At 71.8% G+C, this 21716-nt stretch carries 16 protein-coding genes; 9 read left to right on the top strand and 7 right to left on the bottom strand.

Annotated features, from left to right (window positions below):
* Window positions 1-11: 11 nt before the first annotated feature.
* Window positions 12-1619, bottom strand: a complete 1608-nt coding sequence (locus ABH941_RS15025) for a PucR family transcriptional regulator (protein WP_370129619.1) — start codon at window positions 1617-1619, stop codon at window positions 12-14.
* Window positions 1620-1764: 145 nt separating this feature from the next.
* Here ABH941_RS15025 and pruA point away from each other — a divergent pair, with 145 nt between their 5' ends.
* Both pruA and ABH941_RS15015 read left to right on the top strand, forming a co-directional pair.
* Complete coding sequence (pruA, locus tag ABH941_RS15020; RefSeq protein WP_370129832.1) at window positions 1765-3393, top strand: L-glutamate gamma-semialdehyde dehydrogenase; 1629 nt, start codon at window positions 1765-1767, stop codon at window positions 3391-3393.
* A 44-nt stretch (window positions 3394-3437) separates the two neighbouring features.
* Window positions 3438-4367: a proline dehydrogenase family protein gene (locus ABH941_RS15015; RefSeq protein ID WP_370129618.1), complete on the top strand. Its 930-nt coding sequence runs from the start codon at window positions 3438-3440 to the stop codon at window positions 4365-4367.
* Window positions 4368-4705: 338 nt separating this feature from the next.
* Here the strand turns inward: ABH941_RS15015 and ABH941_RS15010 are convergent, their stop codons facing one another.
* From ABH941_RS15010 to ABH941_RS15000, 3 genes are all read right to left on the bottom strand, one after another.
* A complete protein-coding gene (locus tag ABH941_RS15010) occupies window positions 4706-5773 on the bottom strand; it encodes a YhcG family protein (protein ID WP_370129617.1) in 1068 nt (355 codons plus the stop codon).
* A 213-nt stretch (window positions 5774-5986) separates the two neighbouring features.
* Window positions 5987-7156: a TerD family protein gene (locus tag ABH941_RS15005; protein WP_370129615.1), complete on the bottom strand. Its 1170-nt coding sequence runs from the start codon at window positions 7154-7156 to the stop codon at window positions 5987-5989.
* 81 nt (window positions 7157-7237) lie between these two features.
* The gene (locus ABH941_RS15000) at window positions 7238-8068 is read right to left on the bottom strand and encodes an NAD-dependent epimerase/dehydratase family protein (protein ID WP_370129613.1); all 831 of its coding nucleotides are present in this window, start codon (window positions 8066-8068) and stop codon (window positions 7238-7240) included.
* 120 nt (window positions 8069-8188) lie between these two features.
* On the opposite strand from ABH941_RS15000, the gene ABH941_RS14995 reads away from it, so the two are divergent.
* Entirely contained in the window at window positions 8189-9130 is a 942-nt protein-coding gene (locus ABH941_RS14995) for a 5-dehydro-4-deoxyglucarate dehydratase (RefSeq protein WP_370129612.1), read from the top strand.
* A gap of 13 nt (window positions 9131-9143) precedes the next feature.
* Entirely contained in the window at window positions 9144-10280 is a 1137-nt protein-coding gene (locus ABH941_RS14990; protein WP_370129611.1) for a hypothetical protein, read from the top strand.
* 113 nt (window positions 10281-10393) lie between these two features.
* Here ABH941_RS14990 and ABH941_RS14985 read toward each other — a convergent pair whose 3' ends face one another.
* Window positions 10394-11179, bottom strand: a complete 786-nt coding sequence (locus tag ABH941_RS14985) for an IclR family transcriptional regulator (protein ID WP_370129610.1) — start codon at window positions 11177-11179, stop codon at window positions 10394-10396.
* A 115-nt stretch (window positions 11180-11294) separates the two neighbouring features.
* Here ABH941_RS14985 and ABH941_RS14980 point away from each other — a divergent pair, with 115 nt between their 5' ends.
* The 3 genes from ABH941_RS14980 to ABH941_RS14970 all read left to right on the top strand — a co-directional run bounded on the left by ABH941_RS14980 (window position 11295) and on the right by ABH941_RS14970 (window position 16557).
* Window positions 11295-12806, top strand: a complete 1512-nt coding sequence (locus ABH941_RS14980) for an aldehyde dehydrogenase (NADP(+)) (RefSeq protein WP_370129609.1) — start codon at window positions 11295-11297, stop codon at window positions 12804-12806.
* 107 nt (window positions 12807-12913) lie between these two features.
* On the top strand, window positions 12914-15445 hold the full coding sequence (gene pepN, locus ABH941_RS14975; protein WP_370129608.1) for an aminopeptidase N: 2532 nt from the start codon (window positions 12914-12916) through the stop codon (window positions 15443-15445).
* A 5-nt stretch (window positions 15446-15450) separates the two neighbouring features.
* Window positions 15451-16557, top strand: coding sequence for an amidohydrolase family protein (locus ABH941_RS14970; protein WP_370129607.1), 1107 nt, complete (start codon window positions 15451-15453; stop codon window positions 16555-16557).
* Here ABH941_RS14970 and ABH941_RS14965 read toward each other — a convergent pair.
* Complete coding sequence (locus ABH941_RS14965) at window positions 16543-17271, bottom strand: rhomboid-like protein (RefSeq protein WP_370129605.1); 729 nt, start codon at window positions 17269-17271, stop codon at window positions 16543-16545. The genes ABH941_RS14970 and ABH941_RS14965 overlap by 15 nt on opposite strands.
* Window positions 17272-17349: 78 nt before the next feature.
* On the opposite strand from ABH941_RS14965, the gene ABH941_RS14960 reads away from it, so the two are divergent.
* Together ABH941_RS14960 and ABH941_RS14955 are read left to right on the top strand one after the other, a co-directional pair.
* Complete coding sequence (locus tag ABH941_RS14960) at window positions 17350-18027, top strand: uracil-DNA glycosylase (protein ID WP_370129603.1); 678 nt, start codon at window positions 17350-17352, stop codon at window positions 18025-18027.
* A 195-nt stretch (window positions 18028-18222) separates the two neighbouring features.
* Window positions 18223-19236, top strand: a complete 1014-nt coding sequence (locus tag ABH941_RS14955; RefSeq protein ID WP_370129602.1) for an SCO1860 family LAETG-anchored protein — start codon at window positions 18223-18225, stop codon at window positions 19234-19236.
* Between the two features lie 6 nt (window positions 19237-19242).
* On the opposite strand, the gene ABH941_RS14950 is transcribed toward ABH941_RS14955, so the two are convergent.
* Window positions 19243-21711: a polysaccharide lyase 8 family protein gene (locus tag ABH941_RS14950; RefSeq protein ID WP_370129601.1), complete on the bottom strand. Its 2469-nt coding sequence runs from the start codon at window positions 21709-21711 to the stop codon at window positions 19243-19245.
* Window positions 21712-21716 lie beyond the last annotated feature (5 nt).

Raw genomic sequence — 21716 nt, 5'->3', positions numbered from 1 at the left:
TGGTCCGGGGGCTACTCGGACGTCGGCAGTCGCAGTTGGAGCATCGCCAGCAGCCGCTGCTCGGGGCTGCCCAGGTCCAGCCCGGTGAGCTGTTGGGCCCTGCGGACCCGGTAGCGCAGGGTGTTGGGGTGGATGTGCAGCCCGGCGGCGGCCTCGCGGACATCGCCGAGACCGTCCAGCCAGGCCAGCACCGAGGCGGCCAACCGGCCGTTGTGCAGCGTGTCGTGGGCCACCAGCGCGGTCAGCCGGGGGTCGCGGACCTCGGGGTTGGCGGCCAGCAGTTCCAGCAGTTCGCCCAGCAGCACCTGGGCCCTGACATCGGGCAGCGCCGCGATGTCGGCGGTGATCCGTCCGGCCGCCATGGCGTCCATCACCCGGTCGGCCTCGGCCCGGGACTCCGGCACCGCGTGGAGGTCGGGGACGACCCGGCCGACGGCGCCGCGCAGCGGCTCCGCCGCATACCGCCGGGCCGCGTCGGCGATCTCCTGGGCCCAGCCGCGCAGGGTCTCCGGTGAGACACCGCGCGGGAGTTCGGGCAGCAGCACGTAGACCCGGTCGCCGACCGGGGCGACCAGCGCGTTGCGGTGCCGGGCGGCGGCGTGCACCGAGATGACATTGAGCGTCTCGCTGCGGCCCGGCTCGGGTCCGCCGGGCAGGGTGAAGCCGAGGACGGCGGCCGGACGGCGGACGTCCAGGGCCAGGTGTCCGGCCAGGGTCTGCGGCCCGGTCGCCCCGTCGAGCAGTCCGGCCAGCAGGGTGCGGGTGAGCCGCAGGTCGGCGCTGACCTCGCTGCGGCGCCGGACCAGGTACAGCGCCGCGACCCGGGCCGCGCCCAGCAGCGCCTGGTCGGCGCGCCCGGCCAGCGGGGTCGATCCCTCCTGCACCCAGATCGTCCCCAGCTGCCGTTCGCCGGACCGGATCGCGACCACCAGGCGGCGGCGCAGGCCCAGTTCGGGGTGCGGGTCGATGGACACCACCGCGTCCAGGGTGCGCAGCCGCTGGAACACACCCCACTCACGCAGCTTGGACAGGTACGGCTCGGGCCCCTGCCAGCCGAGGATGGTCAGCCGGCGCAGGTCGTCCGCCTCGTCGGAATCGGCCGAGCGCGAGTAGGCCAGGATCCGGTTGGCGGTGTCCTCGATGCTGACGATGCCGCCGGTGAGCACCGCCGTGGTCTGGGCCAGGCCGAAGAGGTCGCCCTCCTGGGCGTCGGCGTGGGTCTGCTGCGGCCTGCCCGCCGCGAGGGCGGCGCGGACCAGGGCGTCCAGCCGGTCCCAGCGGGCCTCCGGATGGACCGAGAGCAGGGCCACGCCCGCGTCCTCGGCCGCCGTTCGCAGCGCCTCCGGCGGGGCGCCGGGCGCCGGTTTCACCGCGACGGCCGTCGCCCCGTCCCGCGCGGCGGCGCGCAGCACCGGGAGGGCGGAGCGGCCGCGCACGCCCAGGGCCAGCACCAGGTCGCCTGGGCGGGCGGCGGGAGGGTCCTCCGGGTCGAGCAGGGCGACCCCGGTGACCGGCGCGTCCAGGTCCGGGGCGTACTGGAGCTCGGCCAGCGGCTCACCGAAGGACATCAGCAGCTGGCGCAGCGAGATGCCGTCGGCGTCCTGCGTGACTTCCTGCACTGGGTCACCTCTTGTCCGATCGGCCAGCTCACATGGCCAGATGTTATCCGCTCGGCCAAATCGGTGGTCCGCTGCCGGGCCCTAGCGTGCTGCACAGGAGCAGAGACCCCGCTCCAGCCCTTGGCACAAGAGGAGAGCGCGCGTGTTGGACGCTGTGACCCGGATTCCCGCGCCGGTCAATGAGCCGGTGCACAGCTATGCGCCGGGCAGCCCCGAGCGGGCCCGGCTGGAGGCCGCCTTGAAGCGGCTCGGCGAGCAGGGCCCGGTGGAGCTGACCATGGCCGTCGGCGGGGTCCGCCGGCTCGGCCGCGGCGAGCCGGTCGACGTGGTCCAGCCGCACTGCCACGCCGCCGTGCTCGGCACCCTGCGCAACGCCACCCGCGAGGACGCCCAGGAGGCCGTCGACGCCGCGCTTGCCGCCGCCCCCGCCTGGCGGGCGCTCTCCTTCGACGACCGTGCCGCGATCTTCCTCAAGGCCGCCGACCTGCTGGCCGGCCCCTGGCGGGAGACCATCGTCGCGGCCACCATGCTGGGCCAGTCCAAGACCGTCCAGCAGGCCGAGATCGACAGCCCCTGCGAGCTGGTCGACTTCTGGCGCTTCAACGTCCACTTCGCCCGGGAGATCCTGGCCGAGCAGCCGCAGTCCTCGCCCGGCGTCTGGAACCGCAGCGACCACCGGCCGCTGGAGGGCTTCGTCTACGCGATCACGCCCTTCAACTTCACCGCCATCGCCGGGAACCTGCCCACCGCGCCCGCGCTGATGGGCAACACCGTGGTGTGGAAGCCCTCGCCGACCCAGCAGTTCTCCGCGCACCTGCTGATGGACCTGCTGGAGGAGGCCGGGCTGCCGGCCGGCGTCATCAACATGGTCACCGGCGACGGGCTGGCCGTCTCCGAGGTCGCGCTGACCCACCGTGACCTGGCAGGGATTCACTTCACCGGCTCCACCGCCACCTTCCAGAAGCTCTGGGCCACGGTGGGCGCCAACATCGGCGGCTACCGCAGCTACCCCCGCCTGGTCGGCGAGACCGGCGGCAAGGACTTCCTGGTCGCCCACCCCAGCGCCGACCCGGCGGTGCTCAAGACCGCGATGACCCGCGGCGCCTTCGAGTACCAGGGTCAGAAGTGCTCGGCGCTGTCCCGCGCCTATGTCCCGGCCTCGCTCTGGGAGCAGATCCGGGACGGCTTCAGGGACGAGGTGGAGCGGCTCACCATGGGCGACGTCACCGACCTGGCCAACTTCATGGGCGCCGTCATCGACGCCCGCTCCTTCGCCAAGAACAAGGCCGCGATCGACCGCGCCGCCGCCGATCCGAAGGTCGAGATCCTCGCGGGCGGCGGCTACGACGACTCGGTCGGCTACTTCGTCCGCCCGACCGTGCTGGTCTGCGAGGACCCGGCGGCCGAGTACTTCCGCGAGGAGTACTTCGGCCCGGTCCTGGCCGTGCACGTGTTCGCGGACGAGCGGTACGAGGAGGTGCTGGAGCAGCTCGACTCGGTCTCCTCCTACGCCCTCACCGGCGCGGTCGTCGCCCGGGACCGGGCGGCCATCGCCGCGACCATGGAGAAGCTGCGCTTCGCCGCGGGCAACTTCTACATCAACGACAAGCCCACCGGCGCGGTCGTCGGCCAGCAGCCCTTCGGCGGCGGACGGGCCTCCGGCACCAACGACAAGGCGGGGGCGGCGCAGAACCTGCTGCGCTGGACCTCGACCCGCTCCATCAAGGAGACCTTCGTCCCGCCGACGGACTTCCGCTACCCGCACATGGGCTGACGCTCCATCCATTCCCCTGCCGCACTTTTCTCCTTGGAGTCGTCATGCTCCGTGCCCCCCTTCTCGCCGCTGCCCGGTCCCCGCGTGCCCGCGCGGTGGTGCAGCAACTGCCGCCCACCCGGGCCCTGGTCGAGCGCTTCGTCGCCGGCGAGGGGCTGGACGACGCCGTGGCCGTGACCGACGAACTGGTCGGCGCGGGCCGGCGGATCACCCTGGACCACCTCGGCGAGGACACCCGCGACGCGGCCCAGGCCGCGGAGACCGCCGCCGCGTACGAGCGGCTGCTGGGCGCGCTCAAGGAGACCGGCCTGGCCGAACGCGCCGAGGTCTCGGTCAAGCTGTCGGCCGTCGGCCAGTTCCTGGGCGCCGACGGCGAGCGGGTTGCCCTGGACAACGCCCGCCGCATCTGCGCCGCCGCGACGGACGCGGGCACCACGGTCACCCTCGACATGGAGGACCACACCACCACGGACTCCACCCTCGGCATCGCCCGCGAACTGCGGGCGGACTTCCCCTGGCTGGGCGTGGTGCTGCAGGCCTACCTGCACCGCACCGAGGCCGACTGCGCCGACTTCGCCGGCCCCGGCTCCCGGGTCCGCCTCTGCAAGGGCGCCTACCAGGAGCCCGTGTCTGTGGCGTTCCAGTCCAAGCGCGAGGTCGACCTCTCCTACGTCCGCTGCCTCAAGCAGCTGATGCGCGGCGAGGGTTACCCCATGGTCGCCTCGCACGACCCCCGCATGATCCGCATCGCCGGCCAGCTGGCCCAGTGGAGCAACCGCAAACTCGACACCTTCGAGTACCAGATGCTCTACGGCATCCGCCCGGACGAACAGCAACGCCTCGTCGACACCGGCGCCACCATGCGCATCTACCTCCCCTACGGAGGCGAGTGGTACGGCTACTTCATGCGGCGGCTGGCCGAACGCCCGGCCAACCTGGCCTTCTTCCTGCGGGCGCTGGCGACCAAAAACTGACGAATGGCGGGCTACTTGTCTCCCGGCTTGTCTCTCGCGCCAGGATCTCGCCGGTCCCGTAGGCACACCAAGCGTGGTGGCTCGCGTCGAACACCAGGCGTGCACCGGTGACACAGTGCGCGCCCTCCGCCTGGGCCTGACGCGCCAACTCCTGGAACGCATAGGCCGGGTTCCTGATACCGGTCACGGTCACGGCCCAGGCGTACTTGACGGTCACGCCGTCGAGGTCATGGTCGCCAGTAGTGCGGATCGGTATGGCGGTCTGGGCCATCGGTGCTTCCTCCGGTTCGTTGAGCTGCGACGCATTGTCGCAGCTCAACGATGGCGAGGGGCGGGGTTCACCGCTGGGCTCCCTGCTCCATGACGCCCTGGGCCACGCGGGCCAGGTCCTCGCCGCTGGGGAGCAACTCGCGCACCTGCCGGGGCAGCCCGACGTAACTGCTCACGGCGAGCGGGCGGTTGTGGCTCTGCAGGGCGTACTCGACGGCGGCGTGGTTTCGACCTGCGCTGAGAAGGATGCCGATGGTCTCGTCGTCCCGCTCCTTGTCCCGGACCAGGTCGTCCACGACGGCCACGTAGAAGCCGAGTTTGCCGACGTGTTCGGGGCGGGCCGTCCTGGTCTTCAGCTCGAAGACGACGTAACGGTGCAAGCGGCAGTGGTAGAAGAGCAGGTCGATGCGGAACTCTTCCCCGCCGACCAGCACCCGGTACTGCCGACCGACGAACGAGAAGCCGACGCCCAGTTCGGTGAGGAACTCGATGAGCCGGGCTACGAGGGCGTCCTCGAAGTCGCGCTCGGCGTGGTCGCCGTCGAGGCCGAGGAACTCAAGCCGGTAGGGGTCCTTGACCAGCTCGCGGACAGCGTCGGACTGCTCGGGGATGACGGTCGTGGCGAAGTTGGTCTGCGCAGCACCCTGGGAGAGGTGCAGGCCACTGGCGATCCAGTGCTGCAGCATGGCCCTGGACCAGCCGTGCTGCACGGCGGAGCGGGTGTAGAAGTCCAGCTCAGCGGGGGTGCCGGTCTTGTCCAGCAGGATCATGATGTGACCCCAGGGCAATTGGGCAGCAGGTTGCTGCCCAATTGCATTCGGCCACCTTTTGGCGAAGTTCTGCATGTATCGGAGGCTGCGGGGCGAGAGCCCGCGCTGGTTCGGATATGCCGTGCAGAGGTCGATCGAGAGTCGCTTGATGACCTGGGTTCCCCAGCCTTCCTGCTCCTGGCGATCCAGGATCAGCCGACCGACGCGCCAGTACAGCTCGATCTGCTCGGTGTTGACGGCGCGGTGAGCCCGGATCCGGGCGGAGGTGATCTCGGACTTGATGTCGTGCAGCAAGTCGGTGTAGCCAGCCGGGAGGTCCTCGGTGGACATGGGCGCAAGCGGTCGATTGACCTGATCGTCTGTCATGAGGGCAATGATCCGGGTCGACTGGGTCATCCGAATGGCCGAAACGATCCTGCTCGCTCATATGCGTGAACCTCGTCAATGTGACGACTTTACAAACACCAAACGGGTGAGGGGAATGTTCGAACCCGGCTCGGCCCGGATGATTGTGCAGCGACCTGCTGCACAATTGGGAAACAGGCTGTTGCCCAATTGCCGGGACGGTGAATGGGCTGGTCAGAGGAGCTTGGAAGCGGGTTTGACCATGCCGCGGGCGCTTTTGGCGTCGGCGTACTCCTCGAGGGCGGTCATGACCCATTCGCCGGTGTTCATGCGGATGAGCTTGCAGACCATGACGCCGGTGCGGGGTTCGGCGTGGGTGAGGTCGAAGCGGACGAGTTCGACGTTGGTGTTGGCGTCGATGAGGCGGCAGTAGGCCTTGGCGATTTCGGTGAACTTCTGGCCCGAGAAGGAGTTGACTGTGAAGACCAGGCCGGTGACCTGCGGGGGGAGGCTCTGCAGGTGGACGGTGATGACCTCGTCGTCGCCGGAGCCGGCGCCGGTGAGGTTGTCGCCCATGTGCTGGATGGCGCCGTTGAAGCCGACCAGGTGCATGAAGTAGATCTTCTCGAGCTCCTTGCGGTGGCTGTCGAAGGCGATGACGCTGGCGTCCAGGTCGACGTTGCGGCCGCGGTAGGCGGGCTCCCAGCCCAGGCCCATCTTGACCGAGGAGAGGAACGGCTTGCCGTCCTTGACCAGGGAGACCGAGCTGCCCTTGGTGAGGGAGACCCGGCCCTTGTCGAGGGTGATCTTGGCCGGTCCGGCGGGGGCAGCGGGCGCGACGGCAGCCAGGGCGGGTGCCGGGGTCGGGGAGGCGAGGTGCCAGTCGTCGGGTTCGGGCTGGGCGGGGGCCGCTGACGGCTCCTCGACCGAGATGCCGAAGTCGGTGGCGATGCCCGCGAGGCCGCTGGCGTAGCCCTGGCCGACGGCGCGCAGCTTCCACTCCGCGCCGCGCCGGTAAAGCTCCACCACGATCAGCGCTGTCTCGGTGGTGAGCCGCGGCGGGGTGAAGGTCGCCAGGACGGTGCCGTTGGTGCTGTCCTTCACGGTCGCGGTGGGCTCGGTGCCGGCGAAGGTGGCGTGCTGGTCGTCCAGGCTGGCGGTGATCACGATCTTGTCGATCTCGGCGGGCACGCCGCCGGTGTCCACGGCGATGCCGGTCTGGCTGTAGCTGACGCCGGGTCCGGTGGGCGCGTTGAAGAAGATGAAGTCGTTGTCGGAACGAACCTTTCCGGCCGCGGTGAGCAGCAGCGCGGAGACGTCCAGCAGTTTCGCGGCGGCGACCTCCACGCTGACGCGCGTGCTGGTCAGCGGCGTGTTGCCACCGGGCGTGAGGACTGCGGTCACAGGGGTCTCCAAGGCTCGCACGATGGCCGGATGTCCGATCCGGACGCCTACGGCACCCACCGTAACCGCAGAACCCCGCAATCAGGAGTTGACCGGTCGGAATCCATCGGGTTGGACCGTGGTGAAGGCGCCGCCGAGGTACCGGTACTCGGGTGTGCCCGGGACCAGCGGGCCGTGCTCGGCGACGACGGCTTCGGCGTACGCCTCGGAGTCGTCCTGCGGTTCGTAGCCGAGGGCGCGGGCCGGGGCCAGGTCCCACCAGCCGCGGGTGTTGGCGCTGGTGCCGAAGACGACGGAGTGGCCGACATCGGGCGCGGTGAGGGCCGCGTGCACCAGCCGGGCGCAGTCGGCCGGGCTGAGCCAGGTCTCCAGCATCCGGGTGTTGGCGGGGACCGCGAAGCAGGAGCCGATCCGGATCGAGACCGTCTCCACGCCGTACTTGTCGGCGTAGAGCGAGGCGAGCGACTCGCCGAAGCACTTGGACAGGCCGTAGAAGGTGTCGGGGCGGAACGGGGTGTCGATGGGGAGGTCCTGCTTGCGGTCCTCGGGGTGCTCGGGCCGGGGGGTGAAGCCGATGGCGTGGTTGCTGCTGGCGAAGACGACCCGGCGGATGCCCTCGGTACGGACGGCCTCGTAGAGGTTGTAGGCGCCTTCGATGTTGGCGGCGAGAATGCGGTCGAAGGTGTTCTCCAGGGAGAGCCCGCCGAGGTGGACCACGGCGTCGACGCCGCGGACGGCCTCCCGTACTGCGTCCCGGTCCTGCAGGTCCACGGCGAGGGACTCCGGCGCGCCGGGGACCGGGGCGATGTCGCTGAGGCGCAGGCTGTAGCCGTAGCCGGGGAGGCTCTCGCGGAGGAAGGTGCCGACGCCGCCGGCGGCGCCGGTCAGGAGCACATGGTGCGGGGCGGGCATCTGGCCTCCAGAGGAGAAGATTGAACAAGAATGTGGATCGCATTCACATATATGGCTAGCCTAGGAGTCGCTGCATGATGCAGTCAACAAGCCCAGCAGAGCCATCAGGGAGAGCGACACATGCCGGACCGCGCCGTACCGCCCCTCGCCGACCGGCTGCACGGACTCCTCTTCTTCCCGGTGACCCCGTTCGCCCCTGACGGCTCGATCGACCTCGACGTCCTTCGCGCCCATGTCGGCACTGGTGTCGCCGGGGGCGCGGGGGCGGTCTTCGCGGCCTGCGGCACCGGCGAGTACCACGCGCTGGACCTGGACGAGTACGAGGCCGTCGTCGCCGCGACCGTCGTGGCGGTGGACGGGCGGGTACCGGTGGTCGCCGGGGTCGGCCATGGCACCGCCCTGGCCAAGCAGTTCGCCGCGCGGGCCCGCCGGGCCGGCGCGGACGGCCTACTGGTGCTGCCTCCGTACCTGGTCAGCGCCGACCAGGACGGACTGCTGCGGCACTTCGCCGCTCTCGCCGCGGCGACCGACCTCGACCTGATCGTCTATCAGCGCGACAACGCCGTGCTGACCCCGTCCTCGGTGGTCGCCCTGGCCCGACTGCCGCAGGTGATCGGCATCAAGGACGGCTGCGGCGACCTCGACCTGATGCAGCGCATCATCAGCGCGATGCGCACCGAGGCCCCCGACCGGCGCTTCCTCTTCTTCAACGGCCTGCCCACGGCGGAACTCACCGGCCTCGCCTACCGCGGCATCGGCATCACCCTCTACTCCTCAGCCGTCTACTGCTTCGCCCCCGACATCGCCCTCGCCTTCCACCGGGCCCTGCTGGGCGGTGACGACGCGGTGGTGAACGCACTGCTGGACGGCTTCTACCGACCGCTGGTGGAACTGCGCAACCAGGGGCGGGGGTACGCGGTGTCGCTGGTCAAGGCGGGGGTGCGGCTGGAGGGCCTGGACGTCGGCGGGGTGCGCCCGCCGCTGTCGGACCCGGCGCCGCAGCACGTCAAGGAACTGGCCGAACTGATCGCTCGTGGGCGCGCGTTGCTCGCGGGCAACTGAGAAGGGTCCATCGATGCGCAGCTCCGCCTTCCTCTATCCCTGGGACGTCCTCGGCGACCCGGACGCCCCGGCCCGCATCGCCGACCTGGGCGTCGACGGCGTCACCCTGGCCTCCGCATACCACAGCACCCGGGCGCTGACGCCGCGTCACCCGCGGAGCCGGATCGTCACGGCGTCGTACGCGGCGGTCTACTACCCGCCGTCGGAAGAGACTTGGGCCGGTCGGACCTTGCGGCCGCACCGGCAGCGGTGGGTCGACTCGGAGGACGCCTGGGGCGAGGCCGCGGAGCGGTTGTCCGCGGCCGGGCTGGAGGTCGCCACCTGGGTGGTGCTGGCGCACAACTCGCGCTTGGGCGGAGAGAACCCGGACAGTACGGTGCGGAACGCGTACGGCGACCGCTACCCCTGGGCGCTGTGCATCGCCCGCCCCGAGGTGGTCGAGTACTGCGCGACCCTGGCCGGCGAGGCGGGGGCGCGGCCCGGCGCGGTGGGGGCGGAGCTGGAGTCCTGCGGGTGGTACGGGCTGGCGCATCTGCACGCGCACGACAAGATCGGTGGCGTGCGGTTGGACGGCGCGGCGCAGTATCTGATGTCGCTCTGCTTCTGCGAGGTGTGCGAAGCCGGCTATGCGGAGGCGGGCGCGACGGAGCTGGCGGCGGCGGTACGGGGGGCGTTGGCGCCGGTGTGGGCGGGGCGGGTCGAGCAGTTCGCTGACGAGTGGTCAGGGGTGGAGAAGCTGCTGGGCGCGGACCTCGCGGCAGTGACGCTGCGCTGGCGGAAGGGGCGGGCTCGGGCTGTGCAGCAGGCGTGCTTGAGCGCGGTGCGGGACGCGGTGGGTGCGGCGGACTTCTCGGTGCTGCTGCATGCGGACACTGCGGCGCATCGGGTGGGTGCGAACGTGGGGGTGGAGGCGGAGTGGCTGCTGGGGGAGGGGGGCGCGGACGGGTTGGTGATGCCGTGCACGGGGGCGCCGGCGGTGTTTCCTGATGTGCCGGGGCGGACCTTTGCGGCGAACTTCACTGTGGTGACGGGGATGGGGGGTGACCCTGCGGTCATGCCGCCTCCTGGGGCTACGGAGTTGCGGCTTTACCATGCTGGACTGGCCTCCGAAGAGGATCTTGCGGTGGTGCGGAGGAGCTTGCGTCCGTAGATGGTTGTTCGCGCAGTTCCCCGCGCCCCCAAGTACTGCAACTGGCTCAGTTGCAGCCCGTTAGGGGCGCGGGGAACTGCGCGAACAACCCACCACTCACGTGCACCCGTCCGTCAGAGGTGCCGCGTCGCCAGCGTCAGCCGGTCGCGGGCGTCGAAGAGGGCGTCGCGGATCATCTGCTCACGGCCCGGAGTGAGGCGGGCGACTGGGACGGAGCAGCTGACGGCGTCGCGGGCCGGGGTGCGGTAGGGGATGGCGATGCCGAAGCAGCGGAGGCCGAGGGTGTTCTCCTCGGCGTCGACGGCGTAGCCGCGCTCGCGGATCGCGTGCAGGTCCTCGATCAGGGCGTCGATGTCGGTGTGGGTGTGCTCGGTGAGCGGTTCCAGGCGGGCCGGGAGCAGCTTGCGGACCTCCTCGTCGGAGTAGGTCGCGAGCAGGGCCTTGCCCAGGGAGGTGGAGTGGGCCGGCAGTCGGCGTCCGACCCGGGTGAAGGGCCGCAGGTAGTGCTGGGACTGGCGGGTGGCGAGGTAGATGACGTCCGAGCCGTCCAGTCGGGCCAGGTGGATGGTCTCGGTGGTGTCGTCGGCGAGCCGGTCCAGGGTGGTCCTGGCGGCGGCCACGACCTCGTCGCCGTCGATGTAGGAGGTGCCGACCAGCAGCGCGCGGACGCCGATGCCGTAGCGGGTGCCGGTGGACTCGGTCTCGACCCAGCCCAGCTCGACCAGGGTGCGCAGCAGCATGTAGAGGCTGCTCTTGGGGTAGCCCACGGCCTCCTGCACCTCGGCGAGGCTGTGCATGCCGGGGCGGCCCGCGAAGTATTCCAGCAGCTCAACGGTGCGGACGGCCGACTTGACCTGGGCTCCGCCGGCGTCGGTGGGGGCGGGTCGGGCTTGGGCCATCTGGGTTGACCCCATTTCTGTCAGGGACGTATCGTCGGAGGTGTTCAGCGTACTGGACAGCGTTCAGCATATGGAATGCATGCTCCCGAAGCTTGCGCCTGGAGGCGGCCCTCAAATGAACACCACACCAGTGTGGAGTGTCGACGCCCGTACCGGTGACCGTACGGAGCAGGTCGCAGCGGAGGCGGACACCGCTGCGGTGGATGCCGCCGTACGGGCCGCGCACGCGGCGCAGCCTGCGCTCGGCGACCGTACGCTCCGCGCCGCCTTCCTGCGTGCGGCCGCGGACCGGCTGGAGGCGCACGGTGAGGAGCTGATCGCGACGGCCGACCGGGAGACAGCGCTCGGCACCGGTCGGCTGACCGGCGAGCTCGCCCGGACCACGTACCAACTGCGGGCCTTCGCGGACATCGTGGACGAGGGCGCCTTCCTGGACGTGGTGATCGACCACGCCGACCCGAAGGCCGCGCCCGCCCCGCGCCCCGACCTGCGGCGCTGGAAGGTGCCGCTCGGGGTGGTCGGCGTCTTCGCCGCCAGCAACTTCCCCTTCGCCTTCAGCGTGCCCGGCGGGGACACCGCCAGCGCCCTCGCGGCCGGCTGCGCGGTCGTGGTCAAGGCCCACCCCGACCACCCGAGCACCAGCGAACTCGCGGCGGCGGCGCTGCGGGAGGCCGCAGTGGCGGTCGGGTTGCCCGCGGACGTGCTGGTGCTGGTGCACGGACGGCAGGCCGGGGTGGACCTGGTGCAGCACCCGCTGCTGAGCGCGGCCGGCTTCACCGGGTCCATCGCGGGCGGCCGGGCCCTGTTCGACCTGGCCGCGGCCCGCCCGGTGCCGATCCCCTTCCACGGGGAGCTGGGCAGCCTCAACCCGGTGGTGGTGACCGAGCAGGCCGCGGCCGAGCGCGCCGAGGAGATCGGGGCCGGTCTGGCCGGGTCGTTCACCCTGGGCATGGGTCAGTTCTGCACCAAGCCCGGGTTGGTGCTGGTGCCCGCGGGCGCGGCCGGCGACCGGTTGGAGAAGGCCCTGGCGGCCGGTGCCGACGACAGCCCGTCCGGGGCGCTGCTGGACGCGCGGATGCGCGCCGGGTTCCTGGCCGGGTTCGCCGAGCGGGCCTCGCTGCCTGGGGTGTCCGTGCCGGTGCGGGCGGGCGAGGACGGCTATGCGGTACGCGCCGGGTACCTGAGCGTGGCCGCGGCGCGGCTGGTCGAGGACGCGCACGAGGTTCTGTTGGAGGAGTGCTTCGGACCGGTGACGGTCGTGGCCCGCTACCGGGACGCGGCGGAGGTCGAGGCGGTGCTGGGGCGGCTGGGCGGCAACCTCACGGCGACGCTGCACGCGGAGCCGGGGGAGGCGGACGCGGAGGACCTGCTGGCGCGGTTGACGCCGCTGGCGGGGCGGGTGCTGTTCGGCGGGTGGCCGACGGGGGTGGCGGTGGCGCCGGCCATGCAGCACGGGGGGCCGTACCCGGCCACGACGTCGACGGGGACGTCGGTGGGGGGGACGGCGATCGAGCGGTGGGTGCGGCCGGTGGCCTACCAGGGGGTGCCTGAGGCTCTGCTTCCTGTTGAACTGCGGGATGGTGGGGTGGGCGTGCCGAGGCGGGTGGACGGGGTGTTGCAGCGGTGAACCTGGGTGGTGGGTTGTTCGCGCAGTTCCCCGCGCCCCTGAGGTAGGTGGGTGGCTGAGGCGGGTGGGGATGTGATCCGGGGTGGGTCAGTGGCAGCATGATCTGCATGTCTGCTCTGACGCTTGCTGAAGCCGTTGAACGCCGTCGTCTGTTGGAGGTCCGCAGCAGCACTGTGGACCTGGACCTGACCCAGGGGGACGAGGTCTTCGGGTCGGTGACGGTGATCCGGTTCGCCTGCTCCAGCCCCGGGGCGGGCAGCTTTGTCGACGTGAAGCCGAAGACCCTGCTGCGGGCCGTGCTCAACGGGCGGGAGCTGGACCCGGGCGCGCTGGCCGACGGGCGGCTCCCGCTGCACGGTCTCGCGGCGGAGAACGAGCTGCTGGTCGAGGCGGTCATGGCCTACTCCCGTACCGGCGAGGGGATGCACCGGTTCGTCGACCCCGCCGACGGCGAGGCCTACGTCTACACGCAGGCGTTCCTGGACGACGGGCCGCGTTTCTTCGCCAGCTTCGACCAGCCCGACCTCAAGGCCGCCTACGAGGTGAGCGTGACGGCGCCGGAGGACTGGACCGTGGTCGCCAACGGTCTGGTCACCCGGCAGGAGGGCGGCCGCTGGGAGTTCGCGCCCACCCCGCCGATCAGCAACTACCTGGTCGCCGTCGTCGCCGGGCCGCTGTTCACGGTGCGGTCCGAGCACGACGGCATCCCGCTCGGCCTGCACTGCCGGCGCTCGCTCGCCCCCTACCTGGAAGTCGACGCCGAGGAGATGCTGGACACCACCCGGCGCAGCTTCGACCACTACCACCGGGTGTTCGACCAGCGGTACCCCTTCGACTCCTACGACCAGTGCTTCGTCCCCGAGTTCAACGCCGGAGCGATGGAGAACCCCGGCTGTGTGACCTTCCGCGACGAGTTCGTGTTCCGCTCGGCGGTCACCGACACCGAGCGCGAGGAACGCGCCATCGTCATCGCCCATGAGATGGCGCACATGTGGTTCGGCGACCTGGTCACCATGCGCTGGTGGGACGACCTGTGGCTGAACGAGTCCTTCGCCGAGTACCTGGCCTACACGGTCGTCTCCGAGTCGACCCGCTTCTCCGGCGCCTGGACCGGCTTCGCGGCTGCCCGCAAGTCCTGGGGCTACGACGCCGACCAGCGTCCCTCCACCCACCCGGTGGCCCCCGAGAACGTGGACGACACTGCGGAGGCGCTGCAGAACTTCGACGGCATCTCCTACTCCAAGGGCGCCGCGGCGCTGCGCCAACTCGTCGCCTGGCTGGGAGAGGAGGCTTTCTTCAAGGGCGTCAACTCCTACTTCCAGCAGCACGCCTTCGGCAACGCCGCGCTCGCCGACCTGCTCCAGGCGCTGGCCGCGAGCAGCGGCCGGGACGTGCACGCCTGGGCCGAGCGCTGGCTGCGCACCACCGGGGTGGACACGCTGCGGGTCGAACCGGCCCAGCTCGGCGAGGACAGCGGCGGCCGTGGCGGCACGCGCATCGCGCACACCTCGGCCGACGGCGAGCTGCGCCCGCTGCTGATCACCGCGGCCACCTACGAGCGCGTCGCCGACGGCCATTTGGTGCTGCGGGCCCGCCGCTCGCTGGACCTCCCGGCCGAGCCCGAGCACGAGCTGGACAGCGTGGGGGCGGGCGACCCCGATCTGCTGCTGCTCAACGACACCGACCTCGGCTTCGTCAAGATCCGCCTGGACGACCGTTCCTGGCGGACTGTCACCGAATCGCTGGGCGGCATCCCGCAGGAGCTGGCCCGGGCGGTGCTGTGGGGCGCCGCGCGCGACATGGTGCGGGACGGCGAGCTGGACGCGCAGGGTTACCTGGAGCTGGTCGCGGCCCATCTGCCGGGGGAGTCCTCCGCGCACCTGGTGCAGTCGGTGCTCGGCTTCGCCCGGACCACCCTCGCCGAGCAGTACCTGACGCCGGACCGGCGTTCGGCCGGGCTGGGGCTGCTGGCCGGGGTCGGCCGCGATCTGCTGCGCCGGACCGAGGGCGGTCCCGAGGACGCGTCCGGGCTGCGGCTGCTCGCCGTCCGCAGCCTGATCGCGGCCTCGTCCACCCCGGCCGAGCTGGCCGTGCTGGAGTCCTGGCGCGAGGAGGGCGGGGTGCCCGGCGGCCCACTGCTGGACCCGGAGTTGAGCTGGCAGCTGCTGCTGCGGCTGTGTGTGCTGGGGGCGGCCGGCGAGGCCGAGATCGCGGCCGAACTGGTCCGGGACACCAGCGCCACCGGGCAGGAGGGCGCGGCCCGCTGCCGCGCGGCGCTGCCCGACCCGGAGGCCAAGGAGGCGGCCTGGACGGCGCTCTTCGACAGCGACCTGTCCAACTACCTGATCGCCGCGACCGCCCAGGGCTTCTGGCAGCCGGAGCAGGACGAACTGCTGGGCGACCGGCCGCAGCGCTACTTCGAGGCCGTGGTGGACACCGCGCAGCGGCGCGGGCCCGCGGTCGGGCGGCTGCTCACCCGCTACGGCTTCCCGGCCTACCACGCCACCGAGGAGACCGTGCTGGCCGCGGAGGCATGTCTGGCCAGGACGGATCTCACCGCGGCGCTGCGGCGGGGGCTGGTGGACCAGGTGGACGACCTGCGCCGCGCGGTCCGGGCCCGAGAGGCCGCGGCGAAGTGAGCGCGATGGGGACGCAGCCGGGGACAGCGCCGCAGCCGCTGCACGTCAGGGGCCGGATCCTGGTCGGCCCCGAGGAGGTGCGGGACGAGCTCTGGGTGGTCGGCGGCCGGGTGACCTTCTCCCGGCCGCCGGGGGCGGCCGAGGCCGGCACGGTCGACGGCTGGGTGCTGCCCGGACTGGTGGACGCGCACTGCCATGTCGGCCTGGACGGCCACGGCGCGGTCGACGCGGCCACCGCCGAGAAGCAGGCGCTGACCGACCGCGGGGCGGGTGCGCTGCTGCTGCGCGACGCCGGGTCGCCGTCCGACACCCGCTGGATGGACGACCGGGACGACCTGCCCCGGATCATCAGGGCCGGGCGGCACATCGCCCGTACCCGTCGCTACATCCGCAACTACGCCCATGAGATCGAGCCCGGCGACCTGGCCGCGTACATCCGGCAGGAGGCGCGGCGCGGCGACGGCTGGGTGAAGCTGGTCGGCGACTGGATCGACCGGGAGACCGGGGACCTGGCGCCGTGCTGGCCGCGCTGGGCCCTGGACGAGGCGATGGCCGCCGCCCACGCCGAGGGGGCGCGGGTCACCGCGCACTGCTTCGCCGAGGAGTCGCTGGCGGACCTGGTGCAGGCGGGGATCGACTGCGTGGAGCACGCGACCGGCCTCACCGAGGAGACGCTGCCGCTGTTCGCCGAGCGGGGGGTGGCGATCGTGCCGACCCTGGTCAACATCGCGACCTTCCCGGGGATCGCCGCCGCGGCCGAGGGCAAGTTCCCGGGCTACGCCCGGCATATGAGGGAGCTTCACCAACGGCGCTACGCCACCGTCGCGGCGGCCCATGACGCGGGCGTCCCGGTCTTCGTGGGGACCGACGCGGGCGGCTCGCTGCCGCACGGACTGGTGGCGGACGAGGTCGCCGAGCTGGTCGCCGCCGGACTGCCGCCGCTGACCGCACTGGCGGCGGCCAGCTGGTCCGCCCGGGAGTGGCTGGGACGTCCCGGGCTGACCGAGGGCGCCCCTGCCGACCTGGTCGTGTACCGGGAGGACCCGCGGGCGGATGTACGGGTGCTGGCGGATCCGCAGGCCGTGGTGGTGCGGGGGTCAGTGGTCGGCTGAGCGGTGGCGCAGGCCGCGCAGCCAGGTGACCGCCCGCGACCGGGTCGGCTGCCAGACCCCGTCCCGGCCGAAGGTGAGCGGGTAGCAGGCGAGGCCGAGCAGGGCGGCGGTGAGGTGGCCGACGTCGGTGAAGGTGCGGCCGTGGACCAGGGCCGAGCCGTACCAGAGCAGCACGGCTGCCAGGTAGAACCAGCGCCAGGGGTCGGCGATCCGGTAGAAGAGCAGGGCCTGGATCCCGGCCAGGGCGTAACTGACGCCCACGTCCAGGGTGTTGACGGCCGAGGCCGGGGCGCGGCCCTGGTGGATGGCCACATAGAGGACGCCCTCGCTGATGTAGGTGGCACCGACGTGGCAGACGGCCACGGCGACCAGCCAGCGCCAGGTGCCGAGCCAGCGCTCGGCGGGGGCGTGGAAGACGGTGTACAGGAAGACGTAGGGGACCCAGCTGCTGCCGTCCAGCCAGAACGCGCTGGCGATCAGCACCCGGACCGGGTCGGTCGCCAGCTGGTGCAGATTGGTGGAGCGCTGGCGGAGGAAGTCCTCCTCGAAATCCGGGCTCATATGGTGGATCGCCACGGTGGTGACGAACAGGGCCAGCAGCCAGAGGTGGGTGCCGGGCGCGCGGCGGAGGTACGTCCAGGTGGCGACCAGGGCCCGGACGAGATGGTGCGGTGGCTCCGGGACGGGTCGTGCCGGGGCCGGCGGCGCGTTCATGGGGCGATTCTTTCCTGTTTCGCAGGGTTTGTCGCGCGCGTGGAGAAGGGGGTCGGTGTGGCATTAGAGTGACGCTCCATGGCCGCACGTCCTTTGCATGAGATCGTCGAGCCCGGCTGGGCCAAGGCGTTGGAGCCGGTCGCCGGGCAGGTCGCCGCGATGGGCGACTTCCTGCGCGCGGAGATCGCCGCCGGGCGCGGCTACCTCCCGCCGGGGCCGCAGGTGCTACGGGCGTTCCAGCAGCCGTTCGAGCAGGTCCGGGTACTGATCGTGGGTCAGGACCCCTACCCCACGCCGGGGCACGCGGTGGGCCTGTCGTTCTCGGTGGCGCCCGAGGTGCGGCCGCTGCCGGGCAGCCTGATCAACATCTTCCAGGAGTACCAGCAGGACCTCGGTCTGCCCGCGCCGGGCACCGGCGATCTGACGCCGTGGACCGAGCAGGGCGTGCTGCTGCTCAACCGGTCGCTCACCACCGCGCCGCGCAATCCCAACGCCCACCGCGACAAGGGCTGGGAGGCCGTGACCGAGCAGGCGATCCGGGCGCTGGTCGAGCGCGGACCGGCGCTGGTGGCCATTCTCTGGGGGCGCGACGCCCGCAATCTGCGCCCGCTACTGGGTCCCGCGCCCTGCCTGGAGGCGCCGCACCCCAGCCCCAGGTCGGCGGATCGGGGCTTCTTCGGTTCCCGCCCGTTCAGCCGCGCCAATGAGCTGTTGGTACGACAGGGCGCGCAGCCGATTGACTGGCGCCTGCCCTGAACTGGTGGGACGGCAGCGACACCTGAGGTTCCGTCACTCGTTCGGGTGAACACACTCTGTGTGCCTCCAGAGTGACGCACGGTTCGTAAGGATAGGCCGCATCCAAGATTGCGTCCGGGCACTCCGTCACAGGGGGTGAGCGTCCGGCGCCTTCTCCTTGCTGTCTGTGATCGACGAACATCTGTGGGGGCTCCTATGATGACCATCCGCCGCGCCGGCTCCGCCGCCGGCGCCTTACTCGCCGTCTCGCTGCTCGCGGCGGCCCAGCCCGCCCGTGCCGACGGCGCCGGCGGCTCCCCGTGGGGTGCGGCGTCAGCCACCACCGCCGGGCTGGCGCTGGACGTCAGACTGATCAACGGTGCCGTGGACATCCCGGTGGCCCTCAGCCTGAACGCGGTGCACACGCCCAGGAGCGTGGACGGCTCGATGCTGACGACGACCATCGGCGGCGTCGACCAGGGCCGGCAGCTGACGCTGCTCGACGCCACCCTGGGCCACAGCGCCGCCACCGTGGACAGGCACGGCGCCCATGCCCAGGTCGACCTGGTCAAGGCGAACATCAGCCTCCCCGGGCTGCTCACCCAGGTGGTGGGCCTCAAGGAGGTGCATGCCACCGCGGACTGCCCGGTCGACGGGCAGCCCAGCGCGGACGTCAGCATCCTGGGGACGCTGAGCGTGCTGGGCAAGGGGGTCTCGCTGAGCGCGGCCGGTCCGACCAGGGTCAGCGTGCCCGGCATCGGGGTGGTCGATCTGGAGCTCTCCAGGAAGACGGTGACCTCCATCACGGCGGCCGCCACCGCGCTGGAGCTCAACGTCCATGTCAATCCACTGAACCTGAATGTCGCCGAGGTCACCGGCACGGTCGAACTCGCGGCCGTGCACTGCGCCAAGGGTCAGAGCGGCGGCCAGGGAGGCGGTGGCGGCTCGTCCACGCCGTCGACCTCCGCCTCTTCCTCCGCCGCTGCCTCCGGCTCGGCCGCGCCCGGCGGGTCCGCCTCGTCGAGCGGGGCCGCCCTGCCCCCGCCGCCGCTGACCTCAGTCCCGGCTTCCGCTGCCGCTGCGGCGGCCTCGCCGGCCGCTGCCACCACCAACCTCGCCGAGACCGGCGGCGGCAGCAACACCCCGGTGATAGCCGGTGTCGCGCTGGTGCTGGTCGGCGCCGGTGCCGCGGTCGTGGGGACGACCCGCCGCCGGCGGCGTCGGCACTGAGCCGGGTCAGAAGGACAGGTGCACCGTCCTGGAGGTGCCGGGCAGGCCCTGGGTGAGGTCCAGGGTGATCACCGGGGCGGCGCCCTTGAGGTCGACGGAGACGCCGGGATCGTCGCTGAACCCGCGACGGTAGCGGGCCCTGGAGTCGAGGGTGACGGTCAGTGAGGTCTGGGTGCAGGTCGGGTCGCTGACCGCGAGGGTCAGTCGGCCGTCGTGCTCCTGGAACAGCACGGAGGCCGGGCCGCTGGCGCCCACGGAGGGGAGGGCGCCGGCGGTGAAGAAGTTGGCGGCGGTGAGGCTGTTGCGCTGCGAGTGGATCGCCTGCAGGGCCGGAGTGTTGGACAGCACGGTGACGTCCGGGCGCTCCACCCTGCGAGCGGTCTTCGCGGCGCTCGCTCCGGGCAGCAGCAGATAGACGTAGCTGCCGCCGCTGGGGTCGATGCCGTGGTCGAGCCAGAGGGTCGCGAAGGTGTTGGTGTAGGGCGTGGTGGTGCCGCCGGTGCTGGGTCCGTTGTCGATGTCCGCCCAGGCGGCCGTGCGCTGTTCGCGCAGGGCGCGCAGGGTGGCGCCGGGGGCGGAATCCGGCGGGATGACGTAGCCGCCGACCCCCTCCAGATGGGCCCAGCCGGAGGCCGCGAAGCTGCCGGTCCAGCCTGCGGTGGTGGGCGTGGGGCGGCCGTTGACGGTCAGTCGGTTGCTGCCCGAGGCATGGAGGTTGCGGTTCTCGATGGTGGTCTCGACGGCGTGGCCGGAGCTCCCGGTGATCCCCGCGCCGAGCGCCACCACGCCGTCGTCCAGGCAGAACCAGGACTTCCTGGCCCGCAGCGGCGAGCCATAGGGGACCAGGTCCAGGCCGACCGCGCCCCACCTGCCGTCCAGCACCGCACCGCCGGACCAGGTCGTCGGCGGCAGGGTGCCGCTTCCGGCGCTGGGGGCCAGCGGCAGGGTGTCCGCGGTGACGCCGGGCAGCCTGGTGCCGTCCACGGTGGGCCAGTAGGCGTCGGTGTAGTGGCCGTTGTCGTCGTTGTAGAGGTAGGTCGCGCCATCGCCGGTGTGCCAGCCGCGCTGGTTCTCGCCGTTGATGGCCTCCAGCCGGGCGATCCTGCTGCTGGACAGGCCCACCGTCCAGGCCCAGCCGGGACGGCGGTGCACGGCGCGTTCGATCGAGGGCTGCTGGACGTGGTCGGGGCCCTGGCCGATGGCGTGCACCTTGCTGTCGTCCAGGACGGACTTCACCAGGGCCATCCGCGCGGGGGTGGCCGACGCTCGGATGGTGGTGAAGGTCTCGCGCTCGATCCAGCCCTTGCAGAGCGCCTTCCAGCGCTTCTGCTGGTCCCGGGAGCCGACCGGGATCAGCCGGAGGATCGCCTCGGTGATGGCGTGCCCGGCGTCGTGGTCGGTCTCGCCCTGGCGGGACAGGAAGCGGCCCCGGACCACGTCCATCACCAGCCCGTCGTACATGAAGGGCGCGTAGGTGAGGTCCACCGAGTCCAGGATGACCGAGAACTGGGGGTCGGCGATCGGCCAGCCGGAGCCGTTGAGCAGCAGCGAGAGCTGGCTGAGGTCGTTCAGCAGGACGTAGGAGTAGTGCCCGTTGTAGGGGATGGCGCCGTGCTGGATGTAGCCGCCGTCGCGGTAGTAGCCGTCCGAGGTGGTGACGTAGGGGTAGATGTCGGAGAGCTTGTCGCGGCCGAGCGCGATCAGGGCGCCGTCCTTGGCGAGGATGCCGCGCAGGATGGTGATCTGGCACATGTCGGATCGGTTGGCGCCGGTGGTGAGGACGGTGCCGGACTGCTGGCGGGTGGGGTCGGGCACGAAGTGGGCCACGGTGCCGAGGTAGGTCGCCAGGTCGGCGGCGGGGACCTGGCTGCCCAGCACGGCGCAGGCGTTGACCAGGGCCTGCGGGGCGCCGATCTCCCAGTGGTACCAGTTGCCGACCTCGTTGGAGGAGGGGTTGTAGTAGGCGGCGCCGATCAGCTTCAGCGCGGCGACCAGGCGGGCGACGACGGCGGCGTCCTGGTAGTGGGCCGAGCCCGGGGTGGCCCAGGCGATGGCGGTGTCGCGGATCCGGTAGTAGGTGCCGCTGGCGTTCTCGACATGGGTGAACGGCAGGTCGGTGTAGACGGACGCGGGGGCGGCGGAGTTGTCGTAGCGCGCGATGGCGGCCGCGGCCGTGGCGTCGATGGTGGCGATGGCCGTCGCGTAGTCGGGGTCGGTCGGGTCGACGGCGCTGCCACCGGTGAGGATGTCCGACCAGACGCCACGGAGCTGGTCGAAGGCGTCGGCTGTGGAGGCCGTTGTGGAGGCCGTTGTGGAGGCCGCGGTGGAGGTTGGGGCCACCGCCGCGGTGGGGGTCGCGGCGGTGGCCGTTCCGGTGGTGCCGGCTCCGAGCATTGCGGCTCCGGTCACGGCGGCGCCGGCGCCGAGGAAGTGGCGGCGGCGCAGGGGTGCGGCGAGGTGCGTGCTGTCGTCCATGCGTA

The organism is Streptacidiphilus sp. EB103A (assembly GCF_041261405.1).
In the GTDB taxonomy this organism is placed as follows: Bacteria; Actinomycetota; Actinomycetes; order Streptomycetales; family Streptomycetaceae; genus Streptacidiphilus.
This window is presented reverse-complemented; position numbering and strand designations above follow the sequence as displayed.